This is a genomic window from Microbacterium dextranolyticum (genome assembly GCF_016907295.1).
GTDB lineage: Bacteria > Actinomycetota > Actinomycetes > Actinomycetales > Microbacteriaceae > Microbacterium > Microbacterium dextranolyticum.
Genome location: NZ_JAFBBR010000001.1, coordinates 395,722 through 408,158 on the forward strand (window position 1 = coordinate 395,722; position 12,437 = coordinate 408,158).

The 12,437-nt window shown below is 70.1% G+C and carries 10 protein-coding genes; 8 read left to right on the top strand and 2 right to left on the bottom strand.

Annotated elements, in window-relative coordinates; translation table 11 throughout:
• Nucleotides 1-13: 13 nt before the first annotated feature.
• Entirely contained in the window at nucleotides 14-1,303 is a 1,290-nt protein-coding gene (locus JOE64_RS01725) for an MFS transporter (RefSeq protein WP_372432878.1), read from the bottom strand.
• A gap of 130 nt (nucleotides 1,304-1,433) precedes the next feature.
• On the bottom strand, nucleotides 1,434-2,351 hold the full coding sequence (locus JOE64_RS01730) for a LysR family transcriptional regulator (RefSeq protein WP_204962620.1): 918 nt from the start codon (nucleotides 2,349-2,351) through the stop codon (nucleotides 1,434-1,436).
• Between the two features lie 129 nt (nucleotides 2,352-2,480).
• Here JOE64_RS01730 and JOE64_RS01735 point away from each other — a divergent pair, with 129 nt between their 5' ends.
• From JOE64_RS01735 to ilvD, 8 genes are all read left to right on the top strand, one after another.
• Nucleotides 2,481-3,509 carry an amidohydrolase family protein gene (locus JOE64_RS01735; RefSeq protein ID WP_204962621.1) on the top strand — a complete coding sequence of 343 codons (1,029 nt, stop codon included), beginning with the start codon at nucleotides 2,481-2,483 and terminating at the stop codon, nucleotides 3,507-3,509.
• Nucleotides 3,510-3,531: 22 nt separating this feature from the next.
• Entirely contained in the window at nucleotides 3,532-4,239 is a 708-nt protein-coding gene (gene ligK, locus JOE64_RS01740; RefSeq protein ID WP_204962622.1) for a 4-carboxy-4-hydroxy-2-oxoadipate aldolase/oxaloacetate decarboxylase, read from the top strand.
• Between the two features lies 1 nt (nucleotide 4,240).
• Entirely contained in the window at nucleotides 4,241-5,206 is a 966-nt protein-coding gene (locus JOE64_RS01745; RefSeq protein ID WP_204962623.1) for an amidohydrolase family protein, read from the top strand.
• Between the two features lie 2 nt (nucleotides 5,207-5,208).
• On the top strand, nucleotides 5,209-6,612 hold the full coding sequence (locus JOE64_RS01750; RefSeq protein WP_239531669.1) for a protocatechuate 4,5-dioxygenase subunit alpha/beta: 1,404 nt from the start codon (nucleotides 5,209-5,211) through the stop codon (nucleotides 6,610-6,612).
• Nucleotides 6,609-7,574 carry a Gfo/Idh/MocA family oxidoreductase gene (locus JOE64_RS01755; RefSeq protein ID WP_204962624.1) on the top strand — a complete coding sequence of 322 codons (966 nt, stop codon included), beginning with the start codon at nucleotides 6,609-6,611 and terminating at the stop codon, nucleotides 7,572-7,574. Before JOE64_RS01750 ends, JOE64_RS01755 begins: the two co-directional genes overlap by 4 nt.
• On the top strand, nucleotides 7,574-8,665 hold the full coding sequence (locus tag JOE64_RS01760; RefSeq protein WP_271202429.1) for an aldo/keto reductase: 1,092 nt from the start codon (nucleotides 7,574-7,576) through the stop codon (nucleotides 8,663-8,665). The genes JOE64_RS01755 and JOE64_RS01760 overlap by 1 nt, the downstream gene beginning before the upstream one ends.
• A gap of 14 nt (nucleotides 8,666-8,679) precedes the next feature.
• On the top strand, nucleotides 8,680-9,498 hold the full coding sequence (locus tag JOE64_RS01765; RefSeq protein WP_239531671.1) for a substrate-binding domain-containing protein: 819 nt from the start codon (nucleotides 8,680-8,682) through the stop codon (nucleotides 9,496-9,498).
• A gap of 696 nt (nucleotides 9,499-10,194) precedes the next feature.
• Complete coding sequence (gene ilvD / locus JOE64_RS01770; protein WP_204962627.1) at nucleotides 10,195-12,096, top strand: dihydroxy-acid dehydratase; 1,902 nt, start codon at nucleotides 10,195-10,197, stop codon at nucleotides 12,094-12,096.
• Nucleotides 12,097-12,437 lie beyond the last annotated feature (341 nt).

The window sequence follows — 12,437 nt, forward strand, 5'->3', positions numbered from 1 at the left end:
TGGCGAGGGTGGGCTACGGCTCGACGACGCCGTCGGCCACGGCATCCGCGACGTCGACACGCTGCGGCACGAACGCCAGGGCGGCGACGGCGAGCGCCCCGGCGACGGCGAACACGTAGAACCCGGCGGGGTAGGCGATGCCGGCGGCCACGAGGGTTCCGGTCACGGCCGGCCCCACGATCGCCCCGATGCGGCCGACGCCGGCGGCGAAGCCGAGCGCCGTGCCGCGCAGGCGCGCCGGGAAGAGCTGGCTCACCCAGGCGTAGACGAGCACCTGCGCGCTGAAGACGAACACGCCGGTGACGAACACCGCGATGTTCAGCAGGATCGGATTCGGGATCTGGATGCTGAGCACGGCGAGAAGCACCGCCGAGACACCGAACCACACGAGGACGATCCGCTTGGCGCCGTGCTTGTCGGCCAGGAAGCCGGCCAGCAGCAGGCCCGCGACGGCGCCGAGGTTGAGAACGAGCAGCAGCGTCAGTCCCGTGCTGACCGGGTAGCCGGCGGCGGCCATGAGCTGCGGCAGCCAGGTGTTCAGGCCGTACACGAGCAGCAGCCCCATGAACGAGGCGATGCCGATGCACAGCGCGATCAGCGGGTAGGGCTTGCGCGCTAGGTCGCGGAAGCGCGCTCGCGGCGCCGGAGAGGATTCGGCGGCGGCATCCGTCACGGTGCGGCGAGAGCGTGCGGCGGGCGTACCCGCCCCGGGCAGCGACTCGGGGAGCTTCGCCCAGAGGAACGGCAGCAGAAGGAGGCCGGCGGCCCCGCCGATGATGAACATGAGGCGCCAGTTCGGGATGATCGCGATCGCGAGCAGCGCCGTCGCGACGGCGCCGACGTGGTAACCGGTCATGGTGCGGGTCGTCGAGGTTCCGGCGGTACCGGTGCGCGCGTAGTCGTTCATGTAGGCCAGCGCCGCGGGCAGGCAGGCGCCGAGACCGAGGCCGGCGAGCAGTCGCAGGGTCGAGAACACGGCGACGTTCGGAGCGAAGGCGACGGCCAGGGTGAACAGCGAGAAGCCGGCGACGCAGGCGATGAGCAGTCGACGCCGCCCGAAGGTGTCGGACAGGGGCGCGATGAACAGAGCTCCGAGGCCCACGCCGACGAGCGAGATCGTTGCGGCGAACGTCGCCCCGACGGCCGTGAAGCCGAGGTCACCGGTCGAGATGAGCGTCGGGATGACGGTGCCGAGGACGACGAGATCGAATCCGTCGAGCACCATGGCGAACCAGCAGAGCCAGACCGGCCACGCGGATCGGGTCGACCGGGCGGGATCGGACAGGGAGGACAGCGATGACATAGGGACCTCGGCACTTCGTCGTGGGGAGTCCGAGCCGCAGCGGCGGCCCGTCGGTGAGGCAAGTAGTATCTCCAGGTCGTGCGCAGCGGCGCGAAGATTCCCATTGAACGGAATGCGTCGGTGGGATGCCTCAGCGCGCCGCGCCCGACCGGTACCGGCCGGCGGCGACGGCGTCGAGTACGAGCGAGCGGAACCACCGCTGCACCGGCGACAGGCTCGCCTCGCGTCGGGAGTACAGCGACACGGGCGTGCTCTGTGCGGGCCAGGGGAGTTCCGCGATCCGGAGCCCGGCGAACCACCCGCAGAAGACCTCGGCGACGTGCCGAGGCAGCAGCACGACGAGGTCGGTCGCCTGCAGCACAGCGGGTACGGTCGCGTACTCCTCGACGGTCAGGGTCACCTGGGGCATGAGGCCGTGCTCGGTGAGCGCTTCGAGGGGGAAGACGTGGCCGCCGCGCGAGGAGACCCGCAGAAAATGCCGCCCGGCGAACATCTCGGGCCCCGCCGCGGGAAGGGGATGCGCTCGCGACGACAGCGCGACGTACTCGACGGCGCGCACGTGGGTGCGCCACAGGCGCGGGCTGTCGATGAGCGAGACCGTCATCGCCAGGTCGACGTCGCCCCGGATCAGCCCCTCCTCGACCTGGTCGGAGTCGAGGCGCTCGACCTGCAGGTGGGGGCGGGAACTCTGCCGGGCGAGCGCGGTCATGATCGGCGGCAGGAAGGTCTGCTCGCCGATCGAGGTCAGCCCCATGCGGATTCCCCCGGTGAAGGAGGCCGGGTCGAAGGCCTCGGCGTCGTCCACCGTACGGTCGATCTGGCCCAGGGCCTCGTGCAGCGGCGCGAACAGCTGCGTCGCCCGCGCGGTCGGCACCATGTCGTGCCCCTCGCGGCGGAACAGATCGTCGCCGAATCGTTCGCGCAGACGCCGCAGGGTGTAGCTCACGGTGGGCTGGGTGACGTGCAGTGCCTCGGCGGTCGCGGTGACGCTGCGCAGTTCGTACAGCACCACGAACGTTCGCAGCTGGTTGAGATCGGTGAGAGGCATCGATAGATCCGATCTATGGAGAGTGCGTTGAGTATCTATTGGACTGTATACAGGGGGCGACCTAGAGTCGTCCACATCCGGCACCCAGCGACGGGCTCCGCGACCAGACAGTGACAAGGACGACACGCAGTGATCATCGACATCCACGGCCACTACACGACCGCCCCTGCTCCGCTCGGCGCGTGGCGGGACCTGCAGATCGCCTTCGCGAACGGCTCGGGCGAGAAGCCCGACCCGGCCGCCCTGCGCATCGGCGACGACGAGATCCGCGAGACGATCGAGGCGAATCAGCTGCGCCTCATGGACGAGCGCGGCAGCGACCTCACGGTGTTCAGCCCCCGGGCATCCTTCATGGCGCATCACATCGGCGATCTCGAGGTCAGCGAGACGTGGGCCCGCATCTGCAACGACCTGTGCGCCCGCGTGAGCGAGCTGTTCCCCGACCGTTTCATCCCGGGCGCGATGCTGCCGCAGTCGCCCGGCGTCGACCCCGCGACGACCGTCGCCGAGCTCACCCGCGCCGTCGAGGAGCTCGGCGCCGTCGCGGTGAACCTCAATCCCGACCCGTCGGGCGGTCTCTGGAGCGCACCCGCCCTCACCGACCGTTCGTGGTACCCGGTCTACGAGAAGCTCGTCGAGTACCAGATCCCCGCGATGGTGCACGTCTCGACCTCGTGCAAGAGCGTCTTCCACACGACCGGCGATCACTACCTGAACGCCGACACGACGGCCTTCATGCAGCTGCTCAAGGGCGACCTCTTCCGCGATTTCCCCGACCTGAGACTCGTCATCCCGCACGGCGGCGGCGCGGTTCCGTACCACTGGGGCCGCTTCCGCGGCCTCGCGATGGCACTCGGCAAGCCCGAGCTCGAAGAGCATCTGCTCGGCAACGTCTTCTTCGACACGTGCGTCTACCACCAGCCGGGCATCGACCTGCTGACCGAGGTGATCCCGACCGAGAACATCCTGTTCGCGAGCGAGATGATCGGCGCCGTCCGTGACATCGACCCCCGCACCGGCCACCACTTCGACGACACCAAGCGCTACGTGGATGCCACGCCGAATCTGTCGGACGACGAGCGCGCCCAGGTCTTCGAAGGGAACGCCCGCCGCGTCTACCCCCGCCTCGACCGCGCGCTCGCCGCTCGCGGACTCTGACCGGATCCGGAGAGGAACCACCATGACCACGACACCGCAGCGCCTGAACGACCTCGGCATCGTCCGCACGAACATCGAGCGCCCCGACCCCGACGACGTCGCCCGCCTGTCGCAGTTCGGCATCGCGACCGTCCACGAGGCGATGGGCCGCGTGGGCCTCCTGCGTCCCTACATCCGCCCCGCCTACACGGGAGCGAAGCTGTGCGGTCCCGCCGTCACGGTGCTGCTGCAGCCCGGCGACAACTGGATGTTCCACGTCGCCGCCGAGCAGGTGCAGTCCGGCGATGTCGTCGTCGCGGGATGCACGACCGAGAGCGAGGACGGCTTCTTCGGCGACCTGCTGGCCACCTCGCTGGCGGCGCGCGGGTGCGCCGGCCTCGTGATCGACGGCGGCGTCCGCGACGTCGCCGACCTCGAGAAGATGGACTTTCCGGTGTTCTCCCGCGCGATCAACGCGAAGGGCACGGTCAAGGCGACGCTGGGCTCCGTCAACATCCCCGTCGTCGTCGCGAATGCGCTCGTGAACCCGGGCGACGTCGTCGTCGCCGACGTCGACGGCGTGGTCGTCGTGCCGCGCGCGCTCGTCGGCGCCGTGGCGGATGCCGCGGCCGCCCGCGAGGCGAACGAGGGTTCCAAGCGGCAGAAGTTCCGCGAGGGCGTGCTCGGCCTCGACCTGTACGGCATGCGGGCCCCGCTCGCCGCCGCCGGCCTCGTCTACGTGGAGGACTGACATGGCGCACGGAGAGACCACGGGCGGCTTCGAGAAGACCCCCGGCTGGCTGGACTGGTACGACGGCCCCGCGACGCCGACCTTCCGGCTGCCGGCGGGGGCCGTCGATGCCCACTGCCACGTCTTCGGTCCGGGCGCCCAGTTCCCGTACGCGCCGGAGCGCAAGTACACCCCCTGCGATGCCTCGGCCGACGAGCTGTTCGCCCTGCGCGACCAGCTCGGCTTCACGAGCAACGTCATCGTGCAGGCGACCTGTCACGGGGCCGACAACAGCGCCCTCGTCGACGCGCTGCGCCGTGCCGGCGACCGGGCGCGCGGCGTCGCGACCGTCCGGCGCGACGTCACCGAGCAAGAGCTCGCCGAACTGCACGACGCGGGTGTCCGCGGCGTGCGCTTCAACTTCGTCAAGCGCCTGGTCGACCGGGTGCCGACGGATGCCCTGGAGGAGATCGTCGCGAAGATCGCGCCCCTCGGCTGGCACGTCGTCATCTACTTCGAGGCCGACGACCTGCCCGAGCTGTACGACTTCTTCTCCGCGATCCCCACCGACGTCGTCGTCGACCACATGGGCCGCCCCGACGTCACGAAAGACCCGGACGGTCCGGAGTTCGGCCTGTTCCTGCGGTTCTTGCGCGAGAACCCGAACGTGTGGACCAAGGTGACCTGCCCCGAGCGGCTGAGCGTCACCGGTCCGCGCGCCCTGGACGGCGAGCAGGATGCGTACCGCGACGTCGTGCCGTTCGCCCGACGCGTGGTCGAGGAGTTCCCCGACCGTGTGCTCTGGGGCACCGACTGGCCGCACCCGAACCTCAAGGACCACATGCCCGACGACGGTGTGCTCGTCGATGGCATCCCCCGGATCGCGCCGACCCCCGACCTGCAGCGTCGCCTGCTCGTCGACAACCCACGGCGTCTGTACTGGCCCGGCACATCGTTCGACCCGAGCGCATCATCCGAAGGAGCATGATCATGGCACTCGACAAGCCCTACAAGAACATCCCCGGCACGATCATCTTCGATGCCGACCAAGCACGGAAGGGCTACCACCTCAACCAGTTCTCGATGTCGCTCATGAAGCCCGAGAACCGCGAGCGCTACCTCGCCGACCGCGAGGCCTACCTCGACGAATGGCCGCTGTCGCCCGCGCAGCGCCAGGCGGTGCTCGACCTCGATCTGAACGCGATGATGGCCGAGGGCGGCAACATCTACTTCCTGTCGAAGATCGGCGCCACCCACGGCATGAGCTTCCAGCAGATGGCGGGCTCGATGACCGGCATGAGCGAGGCCGCGTACCGCGACATGATGATCGGCGGCGGCCGTCGCCCCGAAGGCGCGCGGCTGAAGGATCTCGACGGGTGGACGCCCCCGACGAACGAAAAGTCCGAGGTCATGCGCCCGGATGCCCCCGCCCGTTTCACCTCGGCCCTGTTCACGTCGCACGTGCCCGCGATCGGCGCGGCGATGGACCTCGGCAAGACCGAGGAGCCGTACTGGAAGAAGGTCTTCGACGGGTACGAATGGACGCGCGCGTGGGTGAAGGAGAACACGCCCGACGTCATCATCCTCGTCTACAACGACCACGCGACCGCGTTCGACTCCAACATCATCCCCACGTTCGTCCTCGGCACCGGTTCGCACTACCCCGTCGCCGACGAGGGGTACGGGCCGCGCCCCGTGCCCGACGTCAAGGGCTACCCGGAGCTCGCGGCGCATATCGCGCAATCGGTCATCCAGGACGACTTCGACCTCACCCTGGTCAACGAGATGGTCGTCGACCACGGCCTGACCGTGCCGCTGTCGCTCGTCTTCGGCGACGTCGAGGAATGGCCGTGCCGGGTCATCCCGCTGCCGGTGAACGTCGTGCAGTACCCGGTGCCCTCGGGACGGCGCTGCTACGAGCTCGGCAAGGCGATCCGCCGGGCCCTCGACAAGTGGGACGGCGAACCGCTCAACGTGCAGATCTGGGGAACCGGCGGCATGAGCCACCAGCTGCAGGGCCCGCGCGCCGGACTCATCAACGAAGAGTGGGACAACGCCTTCCTCGACCACCTGATCGCCGACCCGCTGGGCCTCACCGAATGGCCGCACATGGAGTACGTCGACGAGGCGGGCTCCGAAGGCATCGAGCTCGTCGACTGGCTGATCGCCCGCGGCGCGATGGACGACCAGTTCGGCGGCGGCGCCCCCGAGGTGAACCACCGGTTCTATCACGTCCCGGCATCCAACACCGCCGTCGGCCACCTCGTCGTCTCGAACCCGAGCGCCATCGTCGACACGGCCGCCGCCGACGCGGTCGAAGTTGCCGTCGAAGCGGCAGCCGACGATGCTGACATCACCCCTGAGCAAGCCCGTGAGGCGGAGGTCCCCGCATGAGTGAGAAAGTCCGCATCGCCGTCGTCGGCGCCGCCGGCGCGTTCGGTATGAAGCACCTGGACGGTCTGGTGAACATCCCGGATGCCGAGGTGACGGTCGTCAGCGGCACGCGCCCCGAGGCGACCGAGGCCGTCGCCCGTCAGTACGGCGTGCCGGTCGCGGTCAACGGCCTCGAGGCCGTCCTCGAGCGCGACGACGTCGACGCCGTGATCCTCGCCACCCCGACGGGGCTGCACGCGAGTCAGACGCAGGCGGTGCTCGCCGCGGGCAAGCACGTGCAGGTCGAGATCCCGCTCGCCGACTCGCTGGCGGACGCCGAAGCGACGCTGGCGGCGGCGGAGGCATCCGACCGCGTCGCGATGGTCGGGCACACGCGCCGGTTCAACCCCTCGCACCAGCTCGTGCATCAGAGGATCGCCGCGGGCGAGTTCGCCGTGCAGCAGATGGACGTGCAGACGTACTTCTTCCGCCGCTCGAACACGAACGCGAAGGGCGAGCCGCGCACCTGGACCGACCATCTGCTGTGGCACCACGCGGCGCACACGGTCGACCTGTTCGCCTATCAGACCGGCCGCATCGTGCAGGCGAACGCGATCCAGGGGCCGATCCACCCCGAGCTCGGCATCGCGATGGACATGTCGATCCAGCTGAAGAGCGAGACCGGCGCGATCTGCACGCTGTCGCTGTCGTTCAACAACGAGGGCCCGTTCGGCACGTTCTTCCGCTACATCGGCGACACGGCCACCTATCTCGCGCGCTACGACGACCTGTACACCGGCAAGGACGAGCAGATCGACGTCTCGCAGGTTGCGGTGAGCATGAACGGCATCGAGCTGCAGGACCGTGAGTTCGTCGCCGCGATCCGCGAGGGCCGCGAGCCGAACTCGTCGCTGCGTCAGGTCATCGACTGCTACCGGGTGCTGGGCGCGCTGGAGGAGCAGCTGTCGGGGTCGCCGGCGTGATGCTGCCCCGGATCGGTCTGGGGTGCATGAACCTCAGCCACGCCTACGGGCACGCCCCGAGCGATGCGGACGGTCTGGCGCTGCTGCGTGCGGCGCTCGACGACGGGGTCGCGATGTTCGACACCGCGACCCTCTACGGCGCGGGACGCAACGAGGAGCTCGTCGGTCGTGCCCTCGCCGGCCGTCGTGACGAGGTGCTGCTCGCGAGCAAGGGCGGCATGGCGATCGTCGACGGCGTGAAGGTCATCGACGGGCGTCCCGAGACGCTGCGCACGCAGGTGGATGCCTCGCTCCGCCGCCTCGGCGTCGACCACATCGACCTGTACTACCTGCACCGGTGGGACAAGACCGTGCCGATCGGCGAGAGCGTCGGCGCGCTCGCCGAGGCCGTCACCGCCGGGAGGATCGGGGCGATCGGCCTCTCGGAGGTCTCCGTCGCGCGCCTGCACGAGGCGTTGCGGGTCGCTCCCATCGCTGCGGTGCAGAACGAGTACTCGCTGTGGAGTCGCAACCCCGAGCTCGGCATGCTCGAGGCGACGCGCGAGGCGGGCATCGCCCTCGTCGCGTTCTCGCCCGTCGGGCGGGGCTTCCTCGCGGACGGGATCGGCGAACCGGCGCTGCTGCCCGAGAAGGACATCCGGCGGGGCATGCCGCGGTTCCAGGGGGCGCATTGGGTCGCCAACGCTGCTCTGCTGCCGGCATGGCGTGCGCTCGCCGCGGAGGCCGGCGTCACGCCCGCCCAGCTCGCGCTCGTCTGGCTGCGCTCGCGCGGCCCGCACGTCGTCTCGATCCCGGGGACGACGAGCATCGCGCACCTTCGGGAGAACGCCGCCGCGGACGACCTCGTGATCGACGCCGGTCTGCTCGCGCGGGCGGGTGACCTGATCGACACCTCGACGGTCTCGGGGGAGCGTTACGCGCCCGGGCCCGCGGCGGAGGTCGATGCCGAGACGTTCGGCGATGCGGCATCCGACGCTCCTGCGGATGCGGTGGCCGCGGATGAGGCGGCGGGCGGGTCTGATCTGTCGCGCGGGTCTGCTGTGTCGTCTTGGGCGCGGTCCGCGGATGGGGCGACCGGAGCTCCCGCGTGAAGGCGATCTCGTCGATGGCGACCCGCCGGGTGCTCGCCGAGCTCGCCTCTTACGCACAGGCCGCAGGCCTTCCTGCGCTCGAGATCGAGTCCGTCGGCGGTGTCGACGCGGCTGCGCGAGTGGCATCCGGTGAGCCGTTCGACCTCGTCTTCCTCGCCGCGGATGCCCTCGCCCGCCTCGCGGGGGCGGGTCACGTCGTTCCGGCGTCGGTGACCCCCTTGCTGCTGTCGCAGACCGCCGTCGCGGTGCCGTCGGGGGCAGGGGACCCGGCGGACGCGCACCGTGCGGTGGGCGCTGGCGCGGGGGATTTCGGCGCGGGGTATCGTGGCGCGGCGGATTCGGGCGTGATGGATTCCGGTGCGGCGGCTTCCGGTGCGGCGGATTCCGGTGTGGCGGCGCCGATCGACGCCGCGGGCGGGATCGCGCCCGCGTTCCCCGATGCCGCCGCGATGCGGGATGCGCTGCGCGCAACGTCCCGCATCGGATATTCGACGGGGCCGAGCGGCACGGCACTCCTCCGCCTCGTCGAGCAGTGGGGCCTCTCCGACGAGCTGCACGGCCGCTTGGTGCAGGCGCGTCCTGGCATCCCTGTCGCGCGCTCTCTCGCCAACGGTGACGTCGACCTCGGATTCCAGCAGCTCAGCGAACTCGTCGGCGCGGACGGCGTGCGGATCCTGGGTGTGCTTCCGACCGACTGCGCGATCGACACGGTCTTCGCGGGAGCCGTCGCGTCAGCCGCCGCCGATGCGGCCGCCGCTGCGGACATGCTGGAGTTCCTGCATGTCGCCACCCGCCGCGGCGCGGCAGCCGCGCACAGCTTCATCGCGCTCTGACCTTCATCGCGCTCTGACCTTCATCGCGCTCTGACCCGGGTCGCGCTCTGACCCGGGTCGCGCTCTGACCTTCATCGCGCTCTGACCCGGGTCGCGCTCTGACCCGGGTCCCTCAGAACGGTCGTGCTCTGGCCTGGTCCGCTCTGGCCGGGCTCGTCACCTCGCAGCTGTGCTCCCGCCGCCGGGCCGTGTCCCACTTTCTGTTGTTCCGGATGCCTGGAAGCGACAGTTTCCGGGACATGCCCCACCGCAATGGGGACATGCTTCGCCGAAACGGGGACGCCTCCGGTTCGGCGCGTGAAAGCCACGGCACGGCGCGCCCGCATCTCACCCGGTCGTGTCCCACTTTCTGTCGTTTCGGATGCCTGCGAGCGACAGAAAGTGGGACATCCTTCACGTCAATGGGGACGGCCGTCGCCGAATCTGGGACATGCCTCACAGACGGGGGCGTCGCCGGTCTGGAGCGCGGATGCCAGTGTGGCGTGCGCCCCGGCGGAGTGCGTACCCCTCGGGCCGTGTCCCACTTTCTGTTGTTCGGGACGCCTGGAAGCGACAGTTTGTGGGACATCCCTCACCGAAACTGGGACATGGCCCGCAGAAAGTGGGACACGGGGGCGGAGAGGCGCCGCCGGCGGAATCGCCGGTCTCGCACCGTCGAGAGCGACTCGGGTCCCGCGGGCAGGGCAGAATGAGAGAATGCCCGCTCTTCGTTCCCGCACTGTCACCCACGGCCGCAACATGGCCGGCGCCCGCGCACTGCTGCGCGCTGCCGGCGTCGACGCCGCCGACTTCGGCAAGCCGCTCATCGCGGTCGCGAACAGCTTCACCGAGTTCGTGCCCGGCCACACGCACCTCGCGCCGGTCGGACGCATCGTCTCCGAGGCGATCCACGCCGCGGGCGGCATCGCGCGCGAGTTCAACACGATCGCCGTCGACGACGGCATCGCGATGGGCCACGGCGGCATGCTCTACTCGCTGCCCTCGCGCGACCTGATCGCCGACTCGGTCGAGTACATGGTCAACGCGCACTGCGCCGACGCCCTGGTCTGCATCTCGAACTGCGACAAGATCACGCCCGGCATGCTCATGGCAGCGCTCCGACTGAACATCCCCGTCGTGTTCGTCTCGGGTGGACCGATGGAGTCCGGCCGCGCCGTCCTCACCGACGGATCGGTGCGCACGCTCGATCTCGTCGATGCGATCTCGGATGCCGTCAACGAGAACATCTCCGACGCCGACATCCAGCGCATCGAAGAGCAGGCCTGTCCCACGTGCGGATCGTGCTCGGGCATGTTCACCGCGAACTCGATGAACTGCCTCACCGAGGCGCTCGGGCTCTCGCTCCCCGGCAACGGGTCGGTCCTCGCGACCCACACGGCGCGCAAGGCCCTCTACGAGAAGGCCGGCGCCCTCGCGGTGCAGCTCGCGCACCGCTACTACGACGAGGACGACGCCTCGGTGCTGCCCCGCAACATCGCGACCCCGGGCGCGTTCGCCAACGCCATGACCCTCGACATCGCGATGGGCGGGTCGACCAACACGATCCTGCACCTGCTCGCGGCCGCGCACGAGGCGGGCGTCGAGTTCGGTCTCGATGAGATCGATGCCATCTCGCGCCGCGTTCCGTGTCTCGCGAAGGTCGCGCCCAACCCGGCCTACGGCCGCATGTACTACATGGAGGACGTCCACCGCGCCGGCGGCATCCCCGCCATCCTCGGCGAGCTCCGCCGCGGCGGCCTGCTCGACGAGTCGGTGCACACGGTGCACGCGGATGGTCTCGACGACTGGCTCGGCATCTGGGACATCCGCGGCGGCAGCGCGTCGGACGAGGCCCTCGACCTCTGGCATGCCGCGCCCGGCGGGCGCCGCTCGTCGACCGCGTTCTCGCAGTCCGAGCGCTGGACCGAGCTCGATGAGGATGCCGCGGACGGCTGCATCCGCGATGTCGCCCACGCCTACTCGGCGGACGGTGGCCTCGCCGTGCTGCGCGGCAACATCGCCGTCGACGGTGCCGTCGTCAAGACCGCCGGCGTCGACCCGTCGATCTGGACGTTCTCGGGCCCCGCGGTCGTCTGCGAGTCGCAGGACGAGGCGGTCGAGAAGATCCTCGCCAAGCAGGTGAAAGCCGGCGACGTCGTCGTCATCCGTTACGAGGGCCCCAAGGGTGGTCCCGGTATGCAGGAGATGCTCTACCCGACGTCGTTCCTCAAGGGACGCGGCCTCGGTAAGCAGTGCGCGCTCATCACCGACGGTCGCTTCTCGGGCGGCACCTCGGGCCTCTCGATCGGGCACGTCTCGCCCGAAGCGGCATCCGGCGGCGTCATCGCGCTCGTCGAGGACGGCGACATCATCTCGATCGACATCCCGACGCGGGCGATCTCGCTCGAGGTCGAGCCCGCCGTGCTCGAGGAGCGGCGCGCGCGTCTGCTCGAGGAGGGCGGCTACCGCCCTCGCTCGCGCGAGCGCGTGGTCTCGCCCGCGCTCCGGGCCTACGCGGCCATGGCGCTGTCGGCCGACAAGGGTGCCGTGCGCGATGTGGATGCCGTCGAGCGCGCCATGGCCCGCGTCGCCCGCGACGAGGCCTCCGTCACCGTCTGACCTCGCCGGCGCACGCGTCGGCGCCGATCGGACCACGCTCCTGCGCCTGCCGGCACAGGAGGATCGGCGAGAACAGGACGTTCGTGCGCCCGGGCATCCTGTGTTCGCCGATTGTCCTGTTTTCCTCGACGTCGTTCGCAACACGCCTCGACGTCGTTCGCAACACCCGTCGGCGCCGCCCGTGACACGCGTCGGCGTCTTTCGGTACAGGAGAATCGGCCAGAACAGGATGCCCGTGGCGCGAAGCATCCTGTCGTCGCCGATCCTCCTGTTCGGGGAAGCTCCACCCGCCGCCGCCGCCGCCGGCACCCGCGCCATTCGTACCGGCCGCCGGCCCCGCT

Bases quoted from the DNA above. Each gene is read 5' to 3' on its own strand.
- JOE64_RS01745 (WP_204962623.1), top strand. From the start codon at position 4,241: ATGGCGCACGGAGAGACCACGGGCGGCTTCGAGAAGACCCCCGGCTGG.
- JOE64_RS01725 (WP_372432878.1), bottom strand. From the start codon at position 1,303: ATGTCATCGCTGTCCTCCCTGTCCGATCCCGCCCGGTCGACCCGATCC.
- JOE64_RS01730 (WP_204962620.1), bottom strand. From the start codon at position 2,351: ATGCCTCTCACCGATCTCAACCAGCTGCGAACGTTCGTGGTGCTGTAC.
- JOE64_RS01765 (WP_239531671.1), top strand. From the start codon at position 8,680: ATGGCGACCCGCCGGGTGCTCGCCGAGCTCGCCTCTTACGCACAGGCC.
- JOE64_RS01750 (WP_239531669.1), top strand. From the start codon at position 5,209: ATGGCACTCGACAAGCCCTACAAGAACATCCCCGGCACGATCATCTTC.
- ligK (WP_204962622.1), top strand. From the start codon at position 3,532: ATGACCACGACACCGCAGCGCCTGAACGACCTCGGCATCGTCCGCACG.
- ilvD (WP_204962627.1), top strand. From the start codon at position 10,195: ATGCCCGCTCTTCGTTCCCGCACTGTCACCCACGGCCGCAACATGGCC.
- JOE64_RS01755 (WP_204962624.1), top strand. From the start codon at position 6,609: ATGAGTGAGAAAGTCCGCATCGCCGTCGTCGGCGCCGCCGGCGCGTTC.
- JOE64_RS01760 (WP_271202429.1), top strand. From the start codon at position 7,574: ATGCTGCCCCGGATCGGTCTGGGGTGCATGAACCTCAGCCACGCCTAC.